The 26,349-nt window shown below is 40.7% G+C and carries 22 protein-coding genes and 1 pseudogene; 5 read left to right on the top strand and 18 right to left on the bottom strand.

Translation table 11 applies throughout. The features are described 5' to 3' along the window. Positions 1-151 precede the first annotated feature (151 nt). A complete protein-coding gene (locus tag CALSC_RS26915; protein ID WP_200817571.1) occupies positions 152-289 on the bottom strand; it encodes a hypothetical protein in 138 nt (45 codons plus the stop codon). Positions 290-580: 291 nt separating this feature from the next. Here CALSC_RS26915 and CALSC_RS05115 point away from each other — a divergent pair. After that, positions 581-970: pseudogene (locus tag CALSC_RS05115) on the top strand (thioredoxin domain-containing protein); the annotation flags it as partial. Between the two features lie 317 nt (positions 971-1,287). Then, complete coding sequence (locus CALSC_RS27785; protein WP_268807183.1) at positions 1,288-1,410, top strand: hypothetical protein; 123 nt, start codon at positions 1,288-1,290, stop codon at positions 1,408-1,410. Between the two features lie 24 nt (positions 1,411-1,434). Here the strand turns inward: CALSC_RS27785 and CALSC_RS05110 are convergent, their stop codons facing one another. The 4 genes from CALSC_RS05110 to gcvT form a co-directional block, all read right to left on the bottom strand. Continuing rightward, positions 1,435-1,995 carry a calcium-binding protein gene (locus CALSC_RS05110; RefSeq protein WP_088240324.1) on the bottom strand — a complete coding sequence of 187 codons (561 nt, stop codon included), beginning with the start codon at positions 1,993-1,995 and terminating at the stop codon, positions 1,435-1,437. Between the two features lie 682 nt (positions 1,996-2,677). Beyond that, a complete protein-coding gene (gene gcvP, locus CALSC_RS05105; RefSeq protein WP_088240323.1) occupies positions 2,678-5,575 on the bottom strand; it encodes an aminomethyl-transferring glycine dehydrogenase in 2,898 nt (965 codons plus the stop codon). A gap of 197 nt (positions 5,576-5,772) precedes the next feature. Beyond that, positions 5,773-6,162 (bottom strand): glycine cleavage system protein GcvH, encoded by a 390-nt coding sequence (gcvH, locus tag CALSC_RS05100; protein ID WP_088240322.1) that lies wholly within the window; start codon positions 6,160-6,162, stop codon positions 5,773-5,775. Between the two features lie 104 nt (positions 6,163-6,266). Next, positions 6,267-7,394, bottom strand: coding sequence for a glycine cleavage system aminomethyltransferase GcvT (gene gcvT, locus CALSC_RS05095; protein ID WP_088240321.1), 1,128 nt, complete (start codon positions 7,392-7,394; stop codon positions 6,267-6,269). Positions 7,395-7,757: 363 nt separating this feature from the next. On the opposite strand from gcvT, the gene CALSC_RS05090 reads away from it, so the two are divergent. After that, positions 7,758-10,994 (top strand): SUMF1/EgtB/PvdO family nonheme iron enzyme, encoded by a 3,237-nt coding sequence (locus CALSC_RS05090; protein ID WP_088240320.1) that lies wholly within the window; start codon positions 7,758-7,760, stop codon positions 10,992-10,994. Positions 10,995-11,356: 362 nt separating this feature from the next. On the opposite strand, the gene rsgA is transcribed toward CALSC_RS05090, so the two are convergent. The 3 genes from rsgA to dnaJ are packed head-to-tail and all read right to left on the bottom strand — an operon-like array spanning position 11,357 to position 13,838. Beyond that, on the bottom strand, positions 11,357-12,448 hold the full coding sequence (rsgA, locus tag CALSC_RS05085) for a small ribosomal subunit biogenesis GTPase RsgA (RefSeq protein ID WP_088240319.1): 1,092 nt from the start codon (positions 12,446-12,448) through the stop codon (positions 11,357-11,359). After that, the gene (locus tag CALSC_RS05080; RefSeq protein WP_088240318.1) at positions 12,445-12,702 is read right to left on the bottom strand and encodes a sulfurtransferase TusA family protein; all 258 of its coding nucleotides are present in this window, start codon (positions 12,700-12,702) and stop codon (positions 12,445-12,447) included. Before CALSC_RS05080 ends, rsgA begins: the two co-directional genes overlap by 4 nt. Then, positions 12,699-13,838, bottom strand: coding sequence for a molecular chaperone DnaJ (gene dnaJ / locus CALSC_RS05075; protein WP_088240317.1), 1,140 nt, complete (start codon positions 13,836-13,838; stop codon positions 12,699-12,701). Before dnaJ ends, CALSC_RS05080 begins: the two co-directional genes overlap by 4 nt. A 793-nt stretch (positions 13,839-14,631) precedes the next feature. Here dnaJ and CALSC_RS26260 point away from each other — a divergent pair. Together CALSC_RS26260 and CALSC_RS05065 are read left to right on the top strand one after the other, a co-directional pair. Next, positions 14,632-14,871, top strand: coding sequence for a type II toxin-antitoxin system Phd/YefM family antitoxin (locus tag CALSC_RS26260; RefSeq protein WP_159460564.1), 240 nt, complete (start codon positions 14,632-14,634; stop codon positions 14,869-14,871). Continuing rightward, complete coding sequence (locus CALSC_RS05065) at positions 14,868-15,251, top strand: type II toxin-antitoxin system VapC family toxin (RefSeq protein ID WP_088240315.1); 384 nt, start codon at positions 14,868-14,870, stop codon at positions 15,249-15,251. The genes CALSC_RS26260 and CALSC_RS05065 overlap by 4 nt, the downstream gene beginning before the upstream one ends. A gap of 132 nt (positions 15,252-15,383) precedes the next feature. Here CALSC_RS05065 and CALSC_RS05060 read toward each other — a convergent pair whose 3' ends face one another. The 10 genes from CALSC_RS05060 to CALSC_RS25765 form a co-directional block, all read right to left on the bottom strand. Then, entirely contained in the window at positions 15,384-16,079 is a 696-nt protein-coding gene (locus CALSC_RS05060) for an MBL fold metallo-hydrolase (protein ID WP_088240314.1), read from the bottom strand. 749 nt (positions 16,080-16,828) lie between these two features. Further along, on the bottom strand, positions 16,829-17,506 hold the full coding sequence (locus tag CALSC_RS05055; protein WP_088240327.1) for a response regulator transcription factor: 678 nt from the start codon (positions 17,504-17,506) through the stop codon (positions 16,829-16,831). A gap of 259 nt (positions 17,507-17,765) precedes the next feature. Beyond that, on the bottom strand, positions 17,766-18,773 hold the full coding sequence (locus CALSC_RS05050) for an NAD(P)/FAD-dependent oxidoreductase (protein WP_088240313.1): 1,008 nt from the start codon (positions 18,771-18,773) through the stop codon (positions 17,766-17,768). 257 nt (positions 18,774-19,030) lie between these two features. Further along, positions 19,031-19,594 (bottom strand): DUF302 domain-containing protein, encoded by a 564-nt coding sequence (locus CALSC_RS05045; protein ID WP_088240312.1) that lies wholly within the window; start codon positions 19,592-19,594, stop codon positions 19,031-19,033. Positions 19,595-19,697: 103 nt separating this feature from the next. Next, positions 19,698-20,735 carry a YeiH family protein gene (locus tag CALSC_RS05040; RefSeq protein WP_088240311.1) on the bottom strand — a complete coding sequence of 346 codons (1,038 nt, stop codon included), beginning with the start codon at positions 20,733-20,735 and terminating at the stop codon, positions 19,698-19,700. Between the two features lie 227 nt (positions 20,736-20,962). Then, positions 20,963-21,298 (bottom strand): hypothetical protein, encoded by a 336-nt coding sequence (locus CALSC_RS05035; protein ID WP_088240310.1) that lies wholly within the window; start codon positions 21,296-21,298, stop codon positions 20,963-20,965. A gap of 85 nt (positions 21,299-21,383) precedes the next feature. After that, positions 21,384-22,139, bottom strand: a complete 756-nt coding sequence (locus CALSC_RS05030; protein ID WP_088240309.1) for a phosphoadenylyl-sulfate reductase — start codon at positions 22,137-22,139, stop codon at positions 21,384-21,386. Positions 22,140-22,222: 83 nt separating this feature from the next. Continuing rightward, the gene (gene sat / locus CALSC_RS05025) at positions 22,223-23,398 is read right to left on the bottom strand and encodes a sulfate adenylyltransferase (protein ID WP_088240326.1); all 1,176 of its coding nucleotides are present in this window, start codon (positions 23,396-23,398) and stop codon (positions 22,223-22,225) included. A gap of 165 nt (positions 23,399-23,563) precedes the next feature. Next, complete coding sequence (locus tag CALSC_RS05020) at positions 23,564-25,360, bottom strand: SLC13 family permease (RefSeq protein WP_088240308.1); 1,797 nt, start codon at positions 25,358-25,360, stop codon at positions 23,564-23,566. A 588-nt stretch (positions 25,361-25,948) separates the two neighbouring features. Further along, positions 25,949-26,161, bottom strand: a complete 213-nt coding sequence (locus tag CALSC_RS25765) for a hypothetical protein (protein ID WP_143288154.1) — start codon at positions 26,159-26,161, stop codon at positions 25,949-25,951. Positions 26,162-26,349 lie beyond the last annotated feature (188 nt).

Below are 26,349 nucleotides of genomic sequence, written 5' to 3'. Positions count from 1 at the left end.
CTTAGTTTACCCGTCCCCACATCATGGGATAAGTAGTTAAACATAATTAATTACACAATGTCATTGCGAGTGTAACGGAGTGAAACGAAGCAATAGCAAGGGTTAGGATTATTTCGCGTAGTTTGTAATAATGGTAAATATTTTTGTTTGATTACTTAATTGGTGATACACTACCAAAACATGGTGAAAAACCCAATGATTGGAAATCTTCTGGTCGTAGAGTAAAGCGTGATTTATGACCTACTGCAATGAATTGGTACATCAATGCAGATTGTAATGGTGCAGCCAATATAATCCACTCTCTTGGAAAGTTGCTCCTCTTGGTTAGAACCCAAGACCGCACTTTCCGCAAAGTAAGCACAACACTTGGACTTGATTTGAGTGGAGTGTGTAGGGGTGGTTTGACTCATCCCACCCGGATTTATATCTGGGTGACAGCTAAAAAAAAGCCTTCGCGACGCGGTTTTAACCCGTCCCGTAGAATCTTTTTAGAATCCCCTCGCCTTCAGGCAGGGGAGTAGTCAACAATTAAAGTAGATCGGGAAAAAAGACCGGATATAGATAGCATCTATATGCAAGATTTGCCAGAGCGATCGCGACTACTGTACAGTGGCTCAAACGGGAAATGACTGCACCCCAAGGCTATTTTTACGCCGCCCAAGATACAGATAACTTTATTAACGCCGATACAACAGAACCAGAGGAAAGAGCTTTTTATACCTGGGGTTATGGGGAATTATTACAGCTATTAACACAGGGAAAACTAACGGATTTACAACAAGAGTTTACCGTTACTGTTAGCGGCAACTTTGAAGGTCATAATGTGCTACAAAGGGGCAATTATAAGCAATTAAGCGTTATCCTGGAAGCAACCCTAAGCAAATTATTCTCTGCCCTTTATGGAAGTACAGCAGAAAAACTAACAACCTTCCCTCCTGCTAGTAACAACAAGGAAGAAACAAAACTAAACACAAAGTTAGCCACTATCCCTCGTCTTTTGAAGATAGGGTTGAGCGTAGAACAAATTGCTGAAGCACTTGAATTAGATATTGAATTAGTACGCAACACTATTGAAAAGTTGAGTAGAGAATAAAAATGCACGCCGATAGATTATCGGCGTGCAATTGTATAGGAATCCGGTTTGATTTCTGAATTGGCTTGTAAAGAGAGGGAACAGGGAATAGGGAATAGAAAGTGTACTGAGTTCTGTTCAAAAATCAAATAGTAATCCTATAGTAGTGTTTTACTTATCTGTTGTTTTTAGTTTTTCTGAAAATAATTTTACCAATGCAAGGGCGCAAGGCTTGCGCTCCTACGATAGATTTGCGATCGGGTGGTAATTTAAAAGCCTTAAGCTCTTCAGTCACCTTTTCAATGACAGTAGTGAAAACTTTCAAGCTATTAGCATAGCAGTGTCACCCCACTAGAAAGGATTTAAGGCTCAGGGATGGTGACGTTGCCGCCAATGATGTCATTCTGGAATTGTTCCAAAGTAGCATTTGCATTAAATACAGTAGCCAGAAGTTCACCTCCTGCACTTGTGATCAGCACACTCTGATTCGTTCCTACTCCAAGTACCACACCACCATCAACATCAGAAATATCAAATTCTGTCATGCCGCGCTGGTAGCCTTGGATTTTATCAGAGCCGTCGCCGTCTCTCAGAATGACAGTATCACTGCCACCGTTAAGTAAAATATCATCATTGCCCGTACCACCATCAACCAAGGAATTCCCATCGGCTATGATACGGTCATCGCCACCCCCACCTATGAGAGTATCATTGCCGCCATTGCCATTGATTTGATCGTTACCCTCACCGCCATCAAAGTACTCATCATTGCCAGAACCATTGATGATGTCATTTCCACCCAGAGCATCGAAGACTGAAATGAAGCCATTGCTATTAACAATGTCATTGGATTCAGTACCCTGTGTTGGGATAGGGAAGACTTCACCGCCATTAAAAACAGCCATTTGTTCTTTTCCTCCCATTGATTATTTATATAGCAATCCTGTTTGATTTATGAAAATTGAAATAGGCTGAAACGCTTATATTTACGCACTTTTCGTCTACGTATTTCTTCACGTTTCCAGTAGGATTGCTATATGCTTACAGGATGTGCAACTTTCTACGACAACACTATGCTTTGAGAGTTTGAAAGTCTTTATAGGTACACAAGTGTTGATAATAAACAATTGCACCATTTTTTAATTATAATCAAATAATAGAAAAAAGCTTTTGAAGTTGTATTATTCAAGGTATATTTGTTGCAAAAATCAACCGATGTTATTAATTTGAAAAAAACACCTCGCAGAACGATATTACGCTCAAAAAGCCTTTTATAGTAAAACTTTCGAGTCTTATATAGGTATATTGTATCGATTTAAATTTAACTCTATATCATAAATATTGACTGTGTATAATTTCAAAATACATATACAAAAATATGCTAAATATTACGTACAGTAAAAAACTGTTTATTAGCTTGATACTACTTAAAAGATTATTATCCTAAGCTCTAAACGGTGTTGATTTTTTATCCCAATGCGCTTCAGAAATAATTGTAAATGTAAAGATGCACACCAATAATTTATCAGTGTGCATCTGTGGTTATGTTTTAGTTAATTGTTGTTCTTGTTAAGTAGTACCCACTCAACTATTGTTGCGAAATTATTACGAATACGCCTCCATTGGTACACAAGAACAGACAAAATTCCTGTCTCCAAATGCCGCATCAATACGACCGACTGCTGGCCAGAATTTATTATCCTTAACCCAAGGTGCGGGATAAGCTGCTTGTTCTCGAGAATAGGAATGATTCCATTCTTCTGTAAGCAAACTGGCTGCGGTGTGGGGTGCATTCTTGAGCAAATTATCCTCAGCACTCACCTTACCAGATTCAATCTCAGCGACTTCTTGGCGAATGGTAATTAGTGCTTCACAAAAACGATCCAACTCTGGTAATGATTCGCTTTCCGTTGGTTCCACCATGATTGTACCAGCCACGGGCCAGGAAACGGTGGGGGCATGGAAACCAAAGTCCATTAACCTTTTAGCAACGTCATCAATTTCTACCCCTGCGGTTTTTTTGAGCGATCGCAGGTCTAAAATACATTCATGGGCGACTAGATCATTTTTACCTTTGTATAAAACGGGATAGTAATCTTCTAGGCGTTTGGCAATGTAATTAGCATTGAGAATTGCTACCTTGGTTGCATCTGTCAAACCATCTCCACCCATCATGGCAATATACATCCAGGAAATTACGAGGATACTCGCACTACCCCAAGGAGCAGCAGATACCGCACCCATACTGAGTTCCTCACCCATGTTCACCACTGGATGTGCGGGTAGGAAAGGCATCAGGTGAGAGGCAACCCCAATAGGGCCCATACCAGGGCCACCACCACCGTGGGGAATACAGAAGGTTTTGTGTAGGTTGAGGTGACAAACATCAGCACCAATATCCCCAGGACGACACAGTCCTACTTGGGCATTCATATTCGCCCCATCCATGTATACTTGACCACCATGCTCATGAACCACAGCACAGATTTCTTGAATTGCTTCTTCAAATACACCGTGGGTGGAGGGATATGTCACCATTAAAGCGGCGAGTTCCGAGCTATGCTTTTCTGCCTTGGCTTTTAAGTCGTCTAGGTCAATATTACCTTCATCATCGCAGGCAACAGCAACTACTTTCATCCCACACATTACCGCACTGGCAGGGTTAGTTCCGTGGGCTGAGGTAGGAATTAAACACACATTGCGGTGTCCTTCCCCTCGACTTTCATGATATTGGTGAATTACCAATAATCCAGAATATTCCCCTTGGGAACCGGCATTGGGCTGGAGGGAAATACCCACAAATCCAGTGATTTCTGCCAACCAGTTTTCTAATTGCTCGAAGAGGATTTGATAACCCTTGGTTTGGGATTGGGGTGCAAAGGGATGAATTTTACCAAACTCTGGCCAAGTTACGGGTATCATTTCTGATGTGGCATTGAGTTTCATCGTGCATGAACCCAAGGGAATCATGGATGTTGTCAAGGACAAATCTTTAGATTCCAATTTGTGCAGGTAGCGGAGTAGCTCTGTTTCCGAGTGATAACTGTTGAATACGGGATGGGTGAGGTAAGCACTTTCTCGGGACAGGTGGGGAGGTAATGCAGCAGGGGGAGTAACAGAGGTGGAAGGAGTAGGGGAACTAGCTGCGAAAATATTTAATATATCTTTGATATCTTCAGTGGTGGTAGTTTCATCTAGGGAAATACCGACATGATTGTGATCAAAAATGCGGAGGTTAATGTTTTGTAATTCGCAAGCAGTGAGGATATCTTCCAGGCTGCGGTTTGCCAAATCTACCCGCAGTGTATCAAAGAAATATTCATTGGTAATGTTGTAACCAAGCTGCTTTAAACTCTCTGCCAGGATCCCAGTTTGCTGGTGGATTTGTTGAGCGATCGCTTGTAATCCATTAGAACCATGATAGACAGCATACATGCCCGCCATCACTGCTAGCAATACCTGTGCAGTACAAATATTACTGGTAGCTTTTTCCCGGCGGATATGTTGTTCTCTGGTTTGCAAAGATAGACGATATGCTGGGTTGCCTTGGGCATCTTTCGATACACCCACCACTCTTCCAGGAACCTGACGCTTATACTTTTCTTTTGTGGCGAAATAAGCGGCGTGGGGCCCTCCATATCCCATAGGGATACCAAAGCGTTGGGTACTACCAACAGCAATATCAGCACCAAATTCACCAGGAGGTGTGAGTAAAGTTAAGCTTAGGGGATCTGCGGCTACCGTTACCAATGCACCCTCAGCATGGGCTTTTTCCACAAAAGCGCGGTAGTCGTAAATATTGCCGTCAGTGGCAGGATATTGTAAAATAGCCCCAAATATTGGCTCGGAAAAATCAAAACTTTGATGATCGCCAACAATAATTTTAATCCCCAAAGGTCTGGCACGGGTCTGTAACACGTCGATGGTTTGGGGATGACAATCTTGAGAAACAAAGAAAGCATCAGCCTTAGTTTTGGTCACACCGTAGCTCATGCTCATGGCTTCTGCTGCGGCTGTTCCCTCATCCAATAGGGAAGCATTAGCAATTTCCAACCCAGTTAAATCAATAATCATGGTTTGGAAATTTAACAAGGCTTCTAATCTTCCTTGGGCAATTTCCGGCTGATAGGGAGTGTATGCAGTGTACCAACCAGGATTTTCCAGGATGTTGCGCTGAATTACCGTGGGGGTAATACAGTCGTAATATCCCATGCCAATAAATGAGCGAAAAACCTGATTTCTAGAGGCTATGTCCTTTAACTTCCCTAATGCAGCATACTCACTTAATGCTGCTGGCAAATCCAGAGGTTCAGCAAGCCTGATAGATGGTGGTACAGTTTGGTCAATCAAGTCATTTAAATTATCAAGTCCCAATACATCCAGCATTTTCTGGATATCATCGGCATTTGGTCCAATGTGACGTTGTGTAAAATCACTTGACTTTTGACTATTATCTGATTTTGACTGATTGATTGACTGAGGACGGGGGATTTGTAATACCACTAATTACTCTCCAGACACGACTAGGTTGAAAATAGAATGCATTACGGGCAATGTAGAAGGGATGCAATTCTCTTTCATACATTTTGGTATATGCAATTCTTGACCACTATTTAATATTTTGCAACAATTCTCCTTTAGAGGTTCTGTCAAAGGAATTTGTTCATGTAAGTTTCATCAATTTATTTACCCAAAAAAGCTCAGCTCTCAGCCTCTAAAAAATCCCTATACTTTTCCACACTCATGGCATCATTCAGCTCACTGGGGTCACTAATTCGCACTTTGAACAACCATCCCTCACCATAGGGATCTTCTCCAATATATTCTGGTGAATCATCAAGGGCTTGATTACACTCCACCACTGTACCTGTGACTGGAGAGTAGAGATCCTCCACGGCTTTTACCGATTCAATAGAACCACAACTGTCACCCTTGCTCACAGAGCCTTCAACATCTGGTAGTTCTACAAAGACAATATCGCCCAATTGCTCCGCAGCAAAGGCGGTAATACCAATAGTCGCCATATCACCCTCTAGGCGTATATATTCGTGGCTATCGAGATATTTTAAATCTTCAGGATAATCTGACATATTACTTACCTTTCCAAAATACAACAATTTAATCCTGGTTCTCCATTTGACAGGAGATGGAATAACACCAAAACAGTTTATTTCTGTAACAATATCAAATGTTATCAGTTAGTCAGGCGACTTGTAGAACGGTAAAAAGGTTTTTTGACTATCACGGTGGGATAATGTTTGCCACGGATTTCTACTTCTAGTTCCTGTCCCACTTTGGCGATTTCCTTGGGTAAGTAAGCTAAGGCTACGGGATAACCAAGGGTGAGTGAAAGGGTTCCGCTTGTAACTTCTCCAACAACTTTACCTGATGATAATACTGAATAACCGTGGCGGGCAATGTTGCGTCCCTGCATTTGTAAACCCACCAATCTACGGGTGACACCCTGGGCTTTTTGCTGTTCTAGAACTGCACGTCCGATAAAATCGCCTTTGGTATCTAAATGAACTAGCCACCCCAAACCTGCTTCTAGGGGGCTGGTGGTATCATCAATATCTTGTCCATATAGCGCCATTGCTGCTTCTAGTCGCAGGGTATCTCTAGCACCGAGTCCGCAAGGAGTCACCCCAGTATCAATTAGCTTTTGCCATAGTTCTATACCAACTTCAGGATCTACCATGACTTCAAAACCATCTTCCCCGGTGTAACCAGTACGGGCAAGAAAGGCTGGTTTATCAAGTACATTGGCTTCTAAATGTCCAAAGGCTTTGATGGGGCTTAAATCTGCGCTGACAAATTGCTGGAGGATGCCAGTGGCTTTTGGTCCTTGGACGGCTAGTAATACTTTGTCTCGGGAAAGGTCTTGAAATTGGATTTCACTGGTGTCGATATGTTTGAGCAACCATGCCTTGTCTTTGGTGGTGGTAGCAGCATTGACAATTAATACTCCCCGTTGGGTACCAGCATCATCTACACCTTGGTAGTAAAAAATGATGTCGTCGATAATACCACCGTTTTCATTGAGCAAGACGCTGTATTGTGCTTGTCCTGGTTGTAAGCGGCTCAAGTCTGAGGGTACTAGTTTCTGGAGTTGGGTGATTAATTCTTTGCCTTGGAGGGTAAATTTACCCATGTGGGAAATATCGAACATGCCGGCATTATTTCTCACAGCTTCGTGTTCTTTGGTGATACCGCTAAATTGGACGGGCATTTCCCAGCCACCAAAGCCGGTAAATCTAGCTTTTAGTTGTTGAGCCAGGGTGTATAGAGGTGTACGAATGAGAGTTTCTGCTTGATTAGCCACAGGTAGTTTTCGTATCCAAGGTTAACATCTTATATATAGTAAGGTGTTGATGTTTGATTTTTTAACTAAACCCAATCCAGATTGAGAACTGGAGTTTTCCTGGTAGGGAACATCAGTAAGATTATTCAATATTCCCACATATTATGTTTGCCGTGTCCTTTCACCGATGGAACATTCGTCGTAAGCAAAAATATGGGTTTCAAGATAGACGTGGTTTAGTAGTCTGCCCTATTTCTGAGAGTTCAAATAAAAAACCGCTCCAGGCGCAGAGAACATAGAGAAAGAGAAGGAGAGGATAACTTTGCTGAGTCGGGGATCTGTTAGCCAAATGCGGTAGTATTGGTTTGATATTGGTGTGAATCAATGAGTAAGGTCTTCTCATACAAGATTATTCCCTGGTTCAGTGCTGCTTGCTTGAGTTTATTGCTACCTTTTGTTGTCGGTGGTAATGCTTGGGCGCAGAATTGTGCTGAGAAATATGTTAAGGCACAAATTCAACAGTTAAAGGATAATAAAGGGCGTAAAGCTGCCAGTGATGTCTTGGTAAACTGTGGAGAGAGTGCGATCGCATTCTTAACACAAGCTCTAAGTGATAATAATCCGGTAATTCGTGCCTATGCAGCCTCTACTATGGGGAAAATCGGTGCAAATGCCCAAGATGGTGTTTCTGGGCTGGTAGAAGCTTTGGGAGATAGTGATGAAAGAGTTCGCAGTAATGCCGCTTCTGCTCTAGTTCAGATTGCTAGGGGAGTCCAAAAGGAGGCGGATAAGTTTACAGAATGGGACTTAAGGGCGATTCAAAGGCTAGAAGGGCTAAAGCAGAGTTTGCAGAAGGCTATTACTGCTTTAGAAAAAGATAAGCGGGACTGGAAGAGTAAGAAAAAAGACATTGAGAATTTGCGGCTGGCTCGTCGTGGACTGCAAACCAAGTTAAACCAGCTAACGGAGCAAAACCTTTACCAGGTGGTTAAGTGGGTTCAGGATAATCCTTGGGTTTGGTTAGCTGTGGGGTATTTGGTTGGTTATCTGGGTATATTTCTTGTCCGTCCTATTTGGCTGTTAAAGCTGGATGAATTGGTTAAGCCAGCAACATTTACAATTCCGGTTGTGAAATTACCTGTATCCCTGCGGTATTTACTGTTCCTTAAGTATCATCCCAGAGTGTTAGATGCTTGGGTAAGGGAGCGGATTCACAAAGCCAAGGAACAATTTGAGGGCAGGGATACCGTTAAGAAGCACGAAATTTATGTTGCTGAACCAATTCTATTGAATGAACAGAAAGTTGAGAGCCAAGATTTTAATGCTAAAGCCCTGAAAGATACTTTTTCTCAATCTCAGGTACGGGTAGTAATTTGGGGAGAAGGTGGTTCAGGAAAAACCAGTCTGGCTTGTCAAATTGCTCAATGGGCATTTGCACCACAAAAAAGCGATCGCATTTGTCGGCATCAAATGTTACCTATTTTGATTGAGGATGAATTAGATGGTTCATTGCTGGAAACCATTGGTGGGTTATTGAAGGAATTAACCCAGGAAGGTAAAGCTATTCCAGAGGAACTGTTAAAGCAATTACTCAGACAGCAGCGTATTTTACTGATTGTCGATCATCTCTCAGAAATGGGAGAAGAAACCCGCAATCAAATTCAGCCAGATAATCAAGATTTTCCCGCTAATGCCTTAATTGTTACTTCTCGCCTCAACAATATTTTGGGTTCAGAAATCACCCCCACCTTTATAGAACCGTTTCGCATTTCTGTGGGTAGTTTGGCTTCTTTCCTGAACCGCTACTTGGAAAAAAAGGGCAAAGCAGAACTATTTGATGGTTTGGATTATTCCGAAGCTTATCGCCGCTTGGAGGGGATGGCAAGTGTTAGGCAAGTGGAAGCCAAAGCACCTAATAAACAAGGACTTACCATCCTGCTGGTGAAACTTTACGCCGAACAGATGATTACTGCCAAAGAAGGTACATCTACGGATGAATTACCGGATAATGTGCCCGATTTGATGTTGCAATACTTAAACGAACTGAATAAATCAACCTCAGGCGAACTCAGTAATCAGAAGGTACATGAAATTGCTCAACTTGTTGCTTGGCAATGCATTGAGCCTACCTTTAAACCCGAATCTGCCGATTGTAAGCAGGTATTAACTGCCTTGGAAGGGTTGGAATCGGACGCAGAAACACGAGCCGAAAAAGCTCAACAGCACCTTAAATACCTGGAATCGCGGCTTTACCTGGTGCGGAAGAAGAAACCAGACTTGCAAACCCTGCGCTTTACTTTAGATCCTTTAGCAGAGTATTTGGCGGGATTGTATTTGGTTCAGAAGCATGGCAAGAATGAGGATGCTTGGAGGGAGATTTTAGCTCAAGCCGAGGATAAACCAGGATTTCCCGAAGAAATAAAGGGCTTTTTGCTAGTACTGCGGGATTGTTGTGAGGTGAAAAAAAGGGCTGGTGTTCCTGAGTTTGTGGTGGAGGAACTGGGTAAAAAGGCAGGTTTAGATCCCGAAGCAGTACGGCGATTTCAACGTCAACGGCGAGTCAGGATACTGATTCAGGAACTTTCTGCACCAGAACCAGAATATCGTGCCCGTGCGGTTGAAGATTTGGGTAAGATGGGCAAAGATGCAAAACCAGCCATTCCTCGCCTACAAAGACTTTTAGACAATGATAGCGAAGTCCCAAAAGTTCGCAGAGAAGCTGCCAAAGCATTAAAGCATTTAGGGGAAGACATTCCCATGCTGATTGCAGAAATTAAGGACGGTGTAGAATCAATTCGCTTAGTGGAACACCCACCCACAGTAGGGATAGACTTGGGCAATGGTGTCATCTTGGAAATGGTAGAAATTCCAGGCGGTACATTTTTGATGGGTTCACCCTCTGAAGAAAAAAAATCGAGTGATTGTGAACGCCCACAGCATCAAGTGACAGTACCACCATTCCTGATGGGAAAGTATCCAATAACTCAGGCACAGTGGGAAGCCATTGCAGCAATACCTCAAGTAAAACGTGAACTTGAACTTAATCATTTTTATTTTACAGGTACTAATCGCCCTGTAGAGCGAGTTAGTTGGTACGATGCTGTGGAGTTTTGTGCCCGTCTTTCCCAGTATACAGAACAAGAATTTCGATTACCCAGTGAAGCGGAGTGGGAATATGCCTGTCGGGGTGGAACAAATACTCCATTTCACTTTGGAGAAACAATCTCAACGGATTTGGCGAATTACGATGGTAGGAGGAGTAAAACCTATCCTTCCTTAGAAAAAGGCATCAATCATAATCAAACAACTCCAGTGGGAATGTTTCAGGTAGCCAATGCCTTTGGTTTATACGATATACATGGCAATGTCTGGGAGTGGTGTCTTGATGATTGGCACGATAACTATGAGGGAGCACCGACAGATGGTAGTGCTTGGTTCTATGACAATAATAACCTTTCTCAAAAAACTGCTCGTGTTGTGCTGCGGGGCGGTGGCTTTACCAGGAGTCCTAGGTACTGCCGTTCTGCATTCCGCTTCAACACCGATAATGCAAGGCGTGACGGCATCTTCTTCTCTGTTGGTTTTCGTGTTGTGTGTGCTGTTGAGAGGACTTATTCGTAGCCTTTTACACGTTTAGTTCTTATCACCCTCATTATCTTCAGCTAAAAACACTGGTACTTTTGGCTCATAACTTGCAGCATTCTCAATTAGCCCAGATTCCACAGGAATGAATTCCCAGGCTAAAAAACAAAGTCTACTTAAGTAGACTAGAATGCTTGTCTAGTCGTCTTGAGACGACTTCTGCTATGAGACTGGGATTTAAATCCCAGGCGGTTATTGAGGATGATGTAAGTTATCAGTTTGGCAAACTTAGCCGAAAATTTCCCCCCTGCTCCCTGCTCCCTGCTCCCTTGCCTATGTGATAGACTTTTACAGCTAACGCTGCGCTACGCGAACAGCAAGTCCTAATTCTAATCAACCCCCTACTCCTCAAAATCATCTGTCTCTTGATAAAGCTGTTGCAACTCCTGTAATTGAGTTTTACGAGAGACGCGGCGATATTTCTTACTTTCCAACTTGGGTTCGTACTGCTTTGCTCCCTTACCCTTGGTTTTAACCTTCAAACTCGATTCCGGATCACTTTGTTGCTGCATCTGGGCTTTATAAGCGATCGCAACTTCTAAAAAATCGAGATAATGTTCGTAGCGTTCCCAATCTCCACTCACCACACAATCAGGTTCGTCTCTGTGTAAACAATTACTAAAACGACATTTCCCAGTCATTAACTTTTCCCTTACTTCTGGGAAATAAGTTGCTAATTCTTCAGGGGTACAATCCAAATCGGGCTGATTAAAGCCGGGAGTATCCGCTAACAAACCACCACTAGGTAACTTAAATAACTCCACATGACGGGTGGTATGACGACCACGAGACAACTTCCCAGAAACCTCAGCTACCCGCAATTGGACATCAGGAATTAACTGATTAATTAAACTAGATTTCCCAACCCCAGAAGCCCCAGCAATAACGGTGATTTTATCTCGTAGACATTCAGCTAATACTTGAATATTTTGTTGTTGATATACACTAATAAATACAGGTTGATAGCCCCAACTTGATAAGCGATCGCCCAATTGTTCTTGCTCTAACGAAGTAATTAAATCACTTTTATTCAGAGCTAAAATTACGTGTAAACTCGTAGACTCAGCCTTGACCAAAAAGCGACTCAATTGATAGGGTTCTAAGGGTGGCTCGGCAACAGCAAACAATAGTAAAATTTGATTCACATTAGCGATCGCCGGACGATCTAACTGGCTAGTACGGGGTAATACCTCTGCGATTGCCCCCCGTTCACCAGCCCAATCAACCTCCTCAATGATCACGCGATCGCCAACCATTACCTGCTGTCCAATTTTCTTCAATCGCGTTCTCCGGGTACAGAGAAGGATAGAGAGATGAGGAGCAGTAATTTCTGACAAGTCAATCAAATCTAGCTGTACTCGATAAAAATTAGCCTGTACAGCTAACACCGTACCTATTAACTGTCCAGCAGTATCTAAGGCTTCCCCCATCATGGGTCAACCACAGAACATCTAACTAGCACAGAAAAATAGCCAGTGCAGTCTACAACTTTTTCTACCTCATAGCCCACCATAGTCAAACTATCAGGAACCTGCTCAATTGGCTCTCCCGGATCTAACCAAACTTCCAGTAAACTGCCCGGAGTCATCCGTTCCAGTTGGAGTTTTGTGCGGACAAAATTAATTGGACAGGGAGTACCCCGCAAGTCCAATTGAGCATCAGGATGTGAAAGGGGAGATACACTCATCTTTGGTGAAATAAATTACCCAAAAAACCTTCTAGCCCACCTTTACCGGTGCGCTCACCTTTAATACTAGCTAACTTTTCTAACAATTCTCGCTCATCTGGAGTAATTTTTGTGGGAATATCAATTAATAGTGTGATCATATGATCCCCCCGACTTACGGGATTACCCAGGCGTGGTACACCGCGATTTTCCAGCTTCATCACCGTATTTGGTTGAGTTCCCGCCGGGATCACCATTTCCACCGGACCATCCACCGTATTTACCTGTAAGCGACAACCCAAAACCGCCTGAAGATAGCTAATGGTAATTTCTGAGAGAATATTAATCCCATCACGCTGAAACTCGCTATCCTCATTTACAAATAAGTAAACATACAAATCTCCTGGGGGACCATTACGTTGTCCCGCATCCCCTTCCGAGGAAATCCGCAAACGAGTACCATTATCTACGCCAGCAGGAATAGTAATTTTCAGTTTCTTTGTAACCTGGTTTGCGCCCTTACCATTACAAGCATCACACTTCTCTTCTATCACCATGCCTGTACCATTACAGGTAGGACAAGTAGATACTTGAGTAAAACTACCAAAAGGCGTTCTAGTTACCCGCCTAACTTGACCTGAACCACTACAGGTAGAACAAGTTTGGGGACGGGTTCCTGGTTTAGCACCAGTACCAGCACAAACTTCACAGGATTCTAAATGGGAAATCCGAATTTCCTTTTCACCACCAAAAACAGCTTCCCGAAAGTCCAATTTCAGGTCTAGCCGCAGGTCATCTCCCCGTACAGGACCACTCCGCCTTCTTTGGGTTTGTCCCCCCATACCGCCGCTACCAGCAAAACCACTGAAAATGCTTTCAAAGATATCAGCAAAGCCGCCCATATCTCCCATATCTTGGAAGCCAGCACCCGCAGCACCAGAAACTCCAGCTTCCCCAAAACGGTCATAACGAGCGCGAGTTTCTGGTTCTGATAGCACTTCATAGGCGCGGTTAATTTCCTTAAATTGCTCATCAGCACCCGGTTCTTTATTCACATCCGGGTGATATTTTCTTGCCAAGCGGCGGTAAGCACTTTTGAGTTCATCTTTGTCGGCGTCACGAGAGACACCTAGAGTTTCATAATAGTCGCTAGCCATATAGCAGTTAGGAAAGGTAAAAGTCAAAGGATAGAAAGAGGACAGCAGTATTTTAGTAAAACGGTGATTGACGATTGTCATTACCACCCAGGTTTCCCTAATATGGGCAGCTGCGGATAGGCATAAGGCAAAAATTAATTTTTGTTAAAAGTTGATTTTACCTTTTACCTTTTACAAAAATCATCAGTAATATACCGATAATAGGTGCTTTTCTCGTGAGAAAGCAGATAGAGATATTTTAGATTGGCTGTCTCTTTTACAATTGTGCTACGTATACGGATAAACTCCCTCATTGAAAGATTGGGGCTAGCCGCACTTTCAGGTGTGGAAATCCGACCTATAATTTTTGCAGTATTTTCCCATGATATTGTTTCATTTTGAAAATTTGTCATGGATTCCTGAATATTTGCCTTTTTTGAGAATAACTAGCTTGAAAATGGGGAGTCGGGAATCGGGAGTCGGGAGTCGGTTAGAGGTATTTTCATGCTTGGTTGTGAGATTTTCTCGTGGGAGACTGATTTGAGAACGGGCTTAAAACTCTAGTATATTGTTCACAGTAATCCCAGATGGAGAAATTGTAGATTATACCCCAGTTGGGAGTAAATAAATGTTTGCCTTCTAAGATGCCAGCAACAACATCATTTATGATGACAAAATCCTGCTGATCCTCAACAATTTGACCGATAAAGAATCTTAAGGCAATATTACTCCCATAAGTATTGACAAATAATAAAATATAGCTATATGCTGCTAGGCTGGAATAAAAAAATGATTATCTAATCAAGGTATTTTCATGTTGAATGTAACCATTGATGAAATTCAGCGCGATCCCTTGAAATATATACGCCTAGCAGAAACAGGTGTTACATTGGTGATTATTCAAGCAAATAGACCGATTGCGGAGCTGAAACCGATATCAACGAGTAATAAGGAACTAAGACCTTTCGGTTTATGTGCAGGTGAGTTTATAGTTCCTGATGATTTTGATGCACCATTACCAGAAGATATTTTAAGCGCGTTTGAAGGTAAATGAAAATTCTCCTGGACACCCATATCTTTCTCTGGTTTATTAGTGGTGACAGTCGTTTACCAGCAGATATTCGAGAGGCAATTCGTGACTTAGATAACTCAGTGTATTTGAGTGTCGTTTCTATATGGGAAGCAATAATAAAGTATCAATTAGGTAAACTACCATTACCAGAGTCTCCAGAAATATATCTGACAAAACAACGCGATTTGCATCAGATTACCAGCCTTGCCATTGATGAAAGTAGTGTTGCTCAATTAGCTCAATTGCCACCACTCCACCGCGATCCATTTGATAGAATGCTTATCTGTCAGGCGTTACAAAATGGGTTATCAATTGCGACAGTGGATGCAGAGATTCGTGCCTATTCAGTCAGTGTTATGTAGTAATTATACGGCTCAATTTTCTAAAGTGTCTCATATGAATCAGAAGGATATCAAGCGTTGATGGGGAAGTTTAGCTTAAGAATTTTGGGTAATGAGCCATATTTTCACTCGCATCCTCTTATATTTTTGACATCAATAATATTTCACATTGCCACATTGCTGATTAGCAGGTAATGCTTCCATAATTTTTTGTGGCATTGGCAACTTTAAGTTATCCATAAGTTCAATAAAATTATCACGACTTTTATGAGCAAATCGTGGATTGAGTTTCCTTTCTTCCCCAATGGTAGATACTGTATTTCCTCGGTAGTCATGACCTGGATAAACCAAAGTTTCATCGGGTAAACTAAAGAGTCTTTGAGTTACAGAATCGTATAAAGTCCCCGCATCCCCATTTTGGAAATCCGTACGTCCACAGCCACGAATAAATAGAGCATCTCCAGTTAATAAATGAGTACCATTAACTAAATATGCCATGTGACTATTTGTATGACCAGGAGTTGCGATCGCTTTTATTTTTACATTTCCTATCTGCAATATTTCTCCATTTTTTATATATCTATCAGCACATACAGCATCAGCATTTTCTGGCAAAATACCACGACATTGACTATGCTTTCGCAGTTTACCTGTAGCAGTAATGTGATCGGCATGGAGATGAGTTTCTAAACAATAACTTAGCTTTAATCTCAATTCATTAAGTAGTATTAAGTCACGATTTAATTGTTCTAATACTGGGTCTACTAAAATTGCTTCTTGGGTATTTATATCGGCAATTAGATATGTATATGTACTTGATTCTTTATCAAATAATTGGCGAAATAACATTTTTTCCTACCTCCATAATTCTTAATAATTCACCTGATAACTGCCTCAATTAAACTGATCTACCTATACTTACTTCAACGAATAGTTTTGTGCTTTGACCGAAAAAGAAAAGGATACAAGCCCCCAAATTTATTTGTGGAAAAATTAGAAATAATTGTGCCGCGATGCATAAGCACTCTTTCTCAATAATTCCTTTCTTGATGCAGTCGCTCATGGGGGATACCCCCAAGACCGCGCTGCATCGCTATTTCAAGCCCCTACATTCATGTATGGGGTTTCTCCCCTGCTCCCTGCTCCCTGCTCCCTTGCCTCTTCCTGACCTGAATTGAGAGCATGATTTAGGTATTTATTTAGTCGTAATCATTGATTATGAGATATTTAGAGGAGCTTTGCTAACATGAAGTAGCACGGAGCGTATACTCGTAGTGTCTGTTGTCAAATCCAAAATTAGCACCAATTGTAGGTTGGGTTGAGAAACGAAATCCAACATTTTCCCTATAACCAGTTGGGTTACTCTGCGAGAAGCCTCCCTCCAGTCGTCTACACACCTTCTACTCAACTACGAATGAGTTTGAAAACATGTTTTAGGGTGGGTTAAAATCCCTTATATGCCCGCCTGTTAACAGATAAATTATGACTACTAGTAACTGATTTAAAATCTTACTCTTTATTCAAATTCAATCATTTTTATTATAAGCTTTTTCTCTATTTTCTATCCTCTTTTAATCCCTAGAATATAGTCTTATTACTTACTGCTCGCGCAATACATAACCAACACCCCGTATAGTATAAATTAGGCGTTTTTCGTTATTTTCTTCTAGTTTGATCCGTAAATAGCGTATATACACTTCAATGACATTATAATCACCCACAAAATCATAACCCCAAACTCTATCCATAATTTGATCTCTGGTAAATACTTGACCGGGATTACTCATCAAATATTCCAGTAAATCAAACTCTTTTGCTGTCAGTTCTATGGCTCGCTCGCCCCGAAATACTTGACGACTACGACAGTTCAAACTCAAATCTTCAAACTGCAATAAATCGCGATTACTCTCACATGTTCGACGTAAGTGAGCGCGAACTCTGGCTAAAAGTTCTTCCATGCTAAATGGTTTGATAACATAGTCATTAGCTCCTGCATCCAAACCAGTCACACGGGACTCAACCTCATCTTTGGCTGTCAACAAAATTATGGGAATTCTGCTACCAGTTGCTCGCAGACGTTGACACAGTTCCACTCCATTTAACCCAGGAAGCATCCAATCCACAATTGCTAAATTGGGTGTAGATTCTCGCGCTAATGTTAGTCCAGTTATACCATCATTGGCGACACTAACCTGATAGCCTTCACTAGTTAATTCTATCTCAACAAATCGAGCTAATTTGACTTCATCTTCGACTAGAAGAATATGTGCTGTCACATCCCAGCCTCCCAATTATCCAATTACCTCTGAAGAAACACTTGGCATAAAGCTTATGTAGTAAGGCTTTTAGCCAAGCAATCAAAATGTGTTTGTTTCATTCGTTGCTAGCGGCGAAAAAACGCGGCTAGTTGGGCGCTCATATCTTGCACCTTCGAGTGGAAGGGTAAGGTGGGATTGCCCACCCTACGAAATAATCAGGGTTACAGGCGATTATTTTCGCAATAATCATGTGGTGCAAGATGTGAGTATTTGCGCTTCAGTTTACTAAAGACAAAGGAGAATCAGTCTTATCTAAGGGAGGTTTTACACCTTTTTCGCGGCGAATATCCTGCCAAATTCCTGTAGCAGCTAAAGCACCATCTGCTGCTGCAATTACTACTTGGTTGAGTCCTACTTTTAAGTCACCAATCGCAAAGATTCGAGGGTGGGATGTGCGACACATTTTATCGGTAACTAAATTTTCACCTTGGAGTTGGAGATCTATATTGGAAAGATAACCAGAGTGATATTGGGAACCCATAGAAATTAATCCTGCTTCCAACTCAACTACAGAACCATCCATCAGTTGTACGCCAGTCATCTGGTGGTTTTCACCAACAAACTTCTCTATGGGTTCCTCTACCAATTTATATCCATAATCTTCCAATCTTTGACGAAATTGGGGGGTAACATCAAACATATCTTGGGTAAAAAGGGTGATATGGGGTGTAAACCAACCAAGACTGAAAGCTACCTCTAAACTACGTTGGTTTCTTCCAAACACGCCAACTTTTTTATCCACCATTTCATAGCCGTCGCAGATTAAGCAAACATGCAAGTTATATCCTGCATATTCATAGACATTCTGCATATCATCGAGAAAAGGTAAGTTGTCAATGATACCGCTGGCTGCAATTAAATATTTGGTACGAAACTCAGCGTACATACTGTTTTGTCGTCCAATTTTTACGCGAACGACAAAGGTATCTCCTTCATCAATCACTTCTTCTACATAAGCATTAAGTAAATCTCCTCCCACGGATAAATAATGGTCTTTACCATGTTTTAGTAAAGTGCGACCATGGGTATCTGGTGGTAAACCAAGATAGTTGTGCAGTTCTTGCATCCAGAAAGAGCGAGCTTTACCTTTGTCAATAATTAGAGTAGAGAGTAGGTAGCGTTGCAAGTATATTCCCGCAGATAATCCTCCAGCACCCCCACCAACAACAATAACATCGTATACTTTGTCTGCGCTTTCTTGAAGGTTTTGTTTTGATAGTTGCATAATTTCTTCTCAATAAGTTTGTCAAGTAATTTTGGATTTTGAATCTTTCAATTCTATTTTCTAAAATCTAAAATTTGGTCAACTGGAATCTATTGCAAGGAACAATCAATTGTAGTTTTGAGATTTTGAATTTGTAGCACTCTTAAGGATTCAGAAGAATTGAGAAATAAGAATGCAGTTATAGGAGAGTTTCTCTTCGACTTCCTGATGTAAATAAACCAACCCAAAATCTCAATTATTTTTAATAGAAGGCGCTTCTATTGAGTAGCTTCTTGAGCTAACACATTCAAAACACTTCCAACTGTTTCAAGTGCTTGTTTTGCTTCTGCGTCACAACCTCTGAGTTTATGACGAACTGATAAAAAGGATTGTGGACTATTATAAGCAAGCCAAACCTTTCCTTGTTCATCTTCCCAAATAAGTGCTTTTTGGGGTAAATCAATTCCTACAGTTTGATTACACTGCATTAATGGTGTGCCCACCATAGGATTACCAAATACAAACAATTGTGTCGGGCGCAATTGTTTACCAACCTTCCGTGCATTATCAGTATGATCGACTGTGGCAATTATATTCAAAGCTTCCCTTCCTGGTTTATTAACAGCTTCTTCAAATCGTCGTGCTGTTTCTGCTACACTGTAAGCACTTTTTACCCGAACAATACCATCTCTTCTAGCTCTTTTGCCAGTTTTAAAACTACCATATCTCCCAGCTACAACATTAACATTACTCTCTTTAGGATTATCTCTCAGTCCTTTAGTTGCATAAGCAGGAAGAACAAATAAACCTAATGCTAAAACACTCAAGAATACTTTCTTCATTGTCAATCTCCTTCTAGATTTAACAAAAATTTTTCAGATTTGTTGACCGATGTAAATAAACGGAATTAAAGTAACGCGAAACAATAAATATCTAACTGAGTATTTAGTAGAAAGTCTTAATCAGGCTAAAACTAAAGATAGATATAAATAACCAGGCAGCAGCACCTAAATAAAGGGGTTTGACTCCAGCTTTCTTTATTTCAAAAATGCTAGTTTTCAGACCCATCCCTGCCATAGAAATTGCTAGTAAGAAATGGTTTATCTCAATTACTGATGCCTTCATAGTCTGGGGGAAAATATTTATGCTATTCAATAACATGAGGGCAATAAATCCAAATACAAACCAGGGAATTGGTAATTTATTTAATTTCTTCGCTGCTTGTGATTTTCTATTGGAGTTTGTTGATAAAAATCCTAGACTTAAAACTATTGGAACTAAGAAGATTACTCTAGATAATTTAGCAATTGTAGCTAATTCACCACTAACTTCACCACCTTGGAATGCAGCTGCAATTACCTGAGCAGTTTCATGAATAGAAACACCGCACCAAATTCCAAATTCCTGTGGTGTTATCTGAAATATAACAGGTAATAAAGGATAAAGCAACATGGACATAGTACCAAAAATTGTTACTATTGCTACTGCATAAGCTACATCTTCATCCTTACTTTCAACTACTCCATTTGTAGCAACTATGGCAGAAGCTCCACAAATGGAAGTACCAGCAGCAATTAATTTTGTTAGTCTTTGATTAACTCCTAATTGTCTTCCTAACCAACAAGTAAAAACAAATGTGGTGACCAAAGTAACTAAGACAATTGCTAACCCAGTTGGACCAACTGCAATTACTTGAGGTAAACTCAAACGCAATCCCAGTAAAATAATTGAAAGTCTCAGAATGCGTTTAAGAGAGAAGGTAATTCCTGGTTGAAAAATTTTCGGAACTCCTATAGTATTTTTGACTAAAATCCCGAAAATAATTGCCAGAATTAATGAACTAAATAGGGATAAAGATGGTATTTTGTGCAAATATTCAGCGAGAAGTGCAATTCCAGAAGCTAATAATAAACCTGCTAGTATGCCATAGGATTGAGGTGATTTTACAACTTCTGAATGAAATTTTTGATGGAGATTAGCCATAGTAGATTCTCTAAAAAAATAAGGTTAATATTCTCAATACATTTGACATATTTTTTGGAAGATAGAGACGTAAAATATTACTTACGTCTCTCTATAATTTAAGTAAGTCGGCACAATAAAACCAAACTATGTGAAGAATAGTAAATAAGCCTAAAACCCTTGTTCCCCCTGCTCCCTGCTCCCTGCCCCCTGCCTTATCCAAACGATAATTTTTTACGCCAACCTACTTAGATGTAATCTAATTCTGGATTTTGAGCCATAATTTCAGAGATCTCTTCTTCCTCTGAAATTGATACTTGAAAAATATCTTTCATGAAGCGATGATATGCAGTATATACTTGGGTAAAGCCTTCATCATTTTCAACAATAAAGAAAGGTGCTGCTGATACTTGATATTTACTGGCTAAACTGAACCCTTCACTTGATGGTTGACGTTCATCAGCAGCAATAATTTCGTCTATTTTGTCTAATAAATCTAACTTTTCAAGTTCGTTTAATACTCTTGCAGATTTACGGCATGAATTACCATTAATTTTAGTTTTTTTGACTAGTTTAATGTGCATTTCCTTAAATTATTTGTGACGATAAAGTGGATATGATTTTTCTGTAGAGACGTAGCTATACTACGTCTCCAAATCCTTCAACCAATTAGCTATTACCTGGAGTTACATTGATTTCGTGGAAGCCACACTCTTTGTCAGCAGCTTCTTCCCACCACCAACGACCGAGACGTTCGTGCTGATTGGGTAAAACAGGTCTGGTACAAGGTTCACAACCGATGCTGGTAAAGCCTTTACTGTGTAACTGGTTGAAGGGAACTTCGTTAGCATGGATATATTTCCATACTTGAGCAGAAGTCCAGTTAGCTAGGGGATTGAACTTAATTAAATTGCGATCGCTACTAGAAAAAGCAGTGTCTAGTTGAATTACGGGAACACTAGCACGGGTTGCGGGGTTTTGGTCTTTGCGTTGTCCGGTAATCCAAGCATCAACAGTTGCAAGTTTGCGACGCAGTGGTTTGACTTTACGAATGGCGCAACATTCTTTATGACCATCCTTGTAGAAGCTAAATAATCCTTTCTCTTTGACTAATGCTTCAACTTCAGCCGCATCAGGGGAAATGACATCTATCTTGATTCGATATTGTTTTCTGATTCTATCAATAAACTGATAGGTTTCAGGATGCAAACGACCTGTATCAATAGAAAAGACTGTGATGTTTCTTTTGATTTTCGCCGCCATGTCAATCAGGACTACATCTTCTGCACCACTGAAGGAAATAGTAATGTTGTCAAACTGCTTGAGAGCAAATGCCAGAATGTCTTGTGGTCTTTTTGTTGCATACTCGGATTCTAATTTGACAATGTCAGCTTCGGTAAATGAAATATCTTTAGCTAAAGTCATGATTGTCTCCTCTCTTTAATCTGTTAATTGTGGAAATATTTAGGTTTTGTCATCTATGCTCTACAGACATCTCGTCTGTAGTACTAAACTGTGGCTAACTTCATCGAAGAAACTAAGATATCTGCAACTTCTGGGCGGGAAAATTCTGGTGGTGGGGTTTGACCATTTCTCAGCATTTCTCGTACTTTTGTCCCTGATAGATGTATTCTTTCTTCCTTGGTGCTAGGACTGGTTTTAGCTGTAGCCATAGACTGACTGCGAGTACAATAGAAAGCGTGTTCAAACTTCAAGGGAGTAATTTGTAACTCATCTTGTGTTAATTCATCAAAGATGTACTGTGCATCGTAAGTACCGTAGTAGTCACCAACTCCAGCATGATCCCGTCCAATAATAAAGTGGGTACATCCGTAATTTTGACGAGCGATCGCGTGCATAATTGCTTCTCTAGGTCCTGCGTAACGCATCGCTGCGGGGAATACACCTAGAAATACCCGGTTTGATGGGTAATATTTTTCCATGAGTACCTGATAACATTGCATTCTTACGTTTGCTGGAATATCATCAGATTTTGTTTGTCCAACGAGGGGATTTATAAACAGTCCATCAACAACTTCTAAGGCAATTTTGGTAATATACTCATGGGCACGGTGGATAGGATTCCGTGTTTGAAATGCTACAACTGTATTCCACTCACGTCTGGCGAACTCGGTTCTGGTGGCTTCTGGAGTCAGACGGTAATTGAGAAAATCTGTTTGAGAAATTGGATTGACTAATTTAATTGGGCCTCCCAGATAAACTTCCCCTTCCTTAAGCATTGCTTTAACACCAGGATGTGCTTCTTCAGCAGTCCGGTAAACTTTCTGTGCTTCTAAAGTTTGATCTGGTTTAAACTTGCTGGTAACAGTCATCACTGCAAGTATCTCCCCATTGGGGTAAGCTAAGGCAATTTCAGAATCTAACTGGTATTGCTCTGCTACGGCTTCAGGAACTTGTAGGGTAACTGGAATACTCCAGGCAAGACCATTACTCAAATGCATATCTTTGACAATGGAGTAATATTCTTGCTCATTTACAAAGCCATCTAGAGGACTGTAAACTCCTGTAGCGATACATTCTAAGTCAGCAATATTACGGATGGACAGTAAGAGTCGAGGTAGATTAGAGGCTCTAGATAGGGTTTGTTCCCGTTCTTCCCCTTGCAAGCGACAGTCAATAAGTTTACCACCGTGGGGTTGAATTAAAGCTTTGATTTGAGACATGATTTTACTCCTAGTATTAATGGTTGACAGTTGATGGTTAATCTGGAATTCCTTAACAGAAATTGAATTCACTACGTTTGTATAGAAGAAAGAATCAGGGGGAGAGCGGTTACTTAAATCTGCAAATTGCTGTTGGTACATCTGTTCAAAATCAAACATCTAAGATTAGGATTGCAGCCCGTAGAAAAGAATAATCAATGGTGGTACAACTATTGTCATTAATAGATTTAGAGGTAAACCGACTCGCATAAAGTCAGTAAATTTATAGCCGCCTGGCCCGTAAACCATAGTGTTAGTTTGATAACCAATTGGTGTGATAAAGCTATTAGATGATGCAAAGATAACAGTAAGCATGAAAGCAAAAGGATTAAGATTCAGACTCTCTGCAACATTGGCTGCAACTGGTAACAGTAGAACCACTGTGGCATTGTTGGAAATCATCTCTGTAAAGACAGAAGTAATAATGAAGAAAAAAGTTAGTATCCAGTAACCAGAGAGATTTCCTGCAACAGCAACTAGATTATTGGCTAACCAATCGGTTGCACCTGACTTATCCATGGCGATACCTAAAGGTATTAATCCAGCCAGGAGAAAGATAATATCCCAACGTACGGCATCGTATAGTTCTCTGGGTTTAAGACAGCCTGTGACAACCATCAACACGACACCAATCAAAGAAGTGATCAGAATAGGTAACCAATTAAAAGCTGCTACTACTACTACTCCCAAGCAAATACCGATAGCGATAGAAGCTTTGTCACGTCGGAGTGTTTCTAAATTTCGCTTTGTCAGCACTAATAGGTTGCGATTTATTTGCAAACCAACAAGGCTTTGTTTCGGGCCTTGAACCAACAGAACATCACCAAATTTTAATCTGATTTCACTGAGACGTTCTCGTGTAATTTCTTGTCCGCGATGGACTGCTAATACTGTAACGTTATACCGTTGGCGAAAACGTACTTCTTTGACAGTTGAACCGATTAAATTGGAATTAGAAGGAATCAGAACTTCTGCAACACCTTCGTCTTCCGAGCTAAGTTGTGCTTCTAAAGACTTTTTATTGCGGATAAAATCAGGCAGAATTTCTAGATGTTCTTCATCCTTGATTTTGAGTAAATCTTCTTGATTACTCCTAACTACAAGCACTGAGCAAGCTTGTAATTTTTGATGTTCCAAAGGTTGGTGAAAACGGTTATTATCAGCAATGATTTCCAATACATCTAAGTCAAATTTATGTTGTAGACCACTGGAATCTAATGTTTTTCCCGCCAAATTCGACCCAGGAGGAATCAAAATTTCACTTATGTAATCTTTCAGACCGTAGTCTTGAGTTAGAATATCATCAGTGTGTTTTTTGCGACTTGGCAAAAGTCGGGGTGCTAATAGGGTGAGATAAATTAGACCGATGCCGAATGTGATTAACCCTAGTTGAGTGAATTGGAATAAGCTAAATGTTCCATATCCTAGTTGTTGAGACAAGCCACTGGCTAATACATTGGTGGATGTCCCAATTACCGTAATCATACCGCCCAAAATTGCCGCAAATGATAGGGGTATTAGTAATTTGGAAACTGAAACTTTTTGCTTATGACACCATTCTTCAATAATAGGTAAAAATACGGCAACAACAGCGGTATTGTTGATAAATGCTGTAATTGGCCCGACAATAATCCCTAAAGTAAAGATTTGCTGACTGGGACGTTTACCACCCCACTTAAGCAAAAGATCGCTGAGAATTTGAATAGCTCCAGTGCGAGCGATACCTGCACTCAGGATAAACATTGCCATCACGGTAATGGTAGCAGAGTTACTAAAACCAGAAATACTCTCTTCTGGGGTAACTAAACCTAAAACCGCTAACAGTAGTGCAACAATAATAGCGACTATATCTGATGGAAACCATTCAACAACAAATAGAAACAGTGCCAAGACAACAATGGCAAGTGTAAGAAATATTGTCATGGGGTTGCTGATGATATTGCATTTGTGCATCCCACCTGTGATCGCGTTCTACTCCCAGGTGTTGAGACTTTGATAGAATAGTTGTTCTTAGTTGCTGGAGCTTTAGTGCTATTGGATATACAAGCAAAATGATGCATCCCTTTTGGTTTCAAAATTTTCAAGAACTGTTGTTATTTATTAAGTTCGCTTACGAACCTTGAAGAATCTTGATTAGTAAATGAGATTTTCCTGAAAAATGAATTAGAACTTACTCAGGTGTTGCAACATTAAAGGAAGGGGTTGTTAGTTGATGGTTGTTAGTTGATGGTTGTTAGTTGTTAGTTGTTAGTTGACGGTTGATGGTTGATGGAGTGGTGTGGAGAAATCTTTCTCCTTGTTTCCTTCCCTCCTAGCCTACATTTCATTTCTGTTGCTAACCCTGGCAATGACGAGTTCCCTTCACACAAGCAATTTTGCCTACCCACTTACTTTTGACTTTTGATTTCCGCCGCATTGTACTAGTGCTATATTCTCCATACGGTGAAGAAACTTATACTTTCGTAAAGTATGAATTATTACGATTGATACGCTGATGATATTCATATACGATTATTGGAGTAATTGCGATCGCGCTTTTTTAGGGGTATTGATTTGGCAAAAGTCTTGTTTTGTATAGGTTGCAGGTATTAAAGGAGGATTTTGTAACATGACCATCGACACCAGTCGCCAAATCGCTGAAATGCCTATTATTTCGTTGAGTGGTGTCGATTGCTTGCGGGTTAAGGGTTTGAGGTATGTGTTTGACGCAATTTTGAGGAGCATTTATGATGTTTTTTAGAGTGGTGTCGATTTGGGCGCTGAAACCCTTGCTGGGTAAAGGCTCCTGAGCGAACTCCCCACCGATTGGGTTAATTCTGATTAGTTGGAAACTTCGTTATGGCTGTGTAAATAAACGCCATTAAACCCTCTACATTCAACATGAGAGGGTGATTTTTTAAGCTTTTTTGCGT

Source organism: Calothrix rhizosoleniae SC01 (assembly GCF_900185595.1).
GTDB classification, from domain to species: Bacteria; Cyanobacteriota; Cyanobacteriia; order Cyanobacteriales; family Nostocaceae; genus Calothrix_A; species Calothrix_A rhizosoleniae.
The sequence above is the reverse complement of the archived record's forward strand: the minus strand, read 5'-3'. Positions and strand labels throughout refer to the sequence as shown.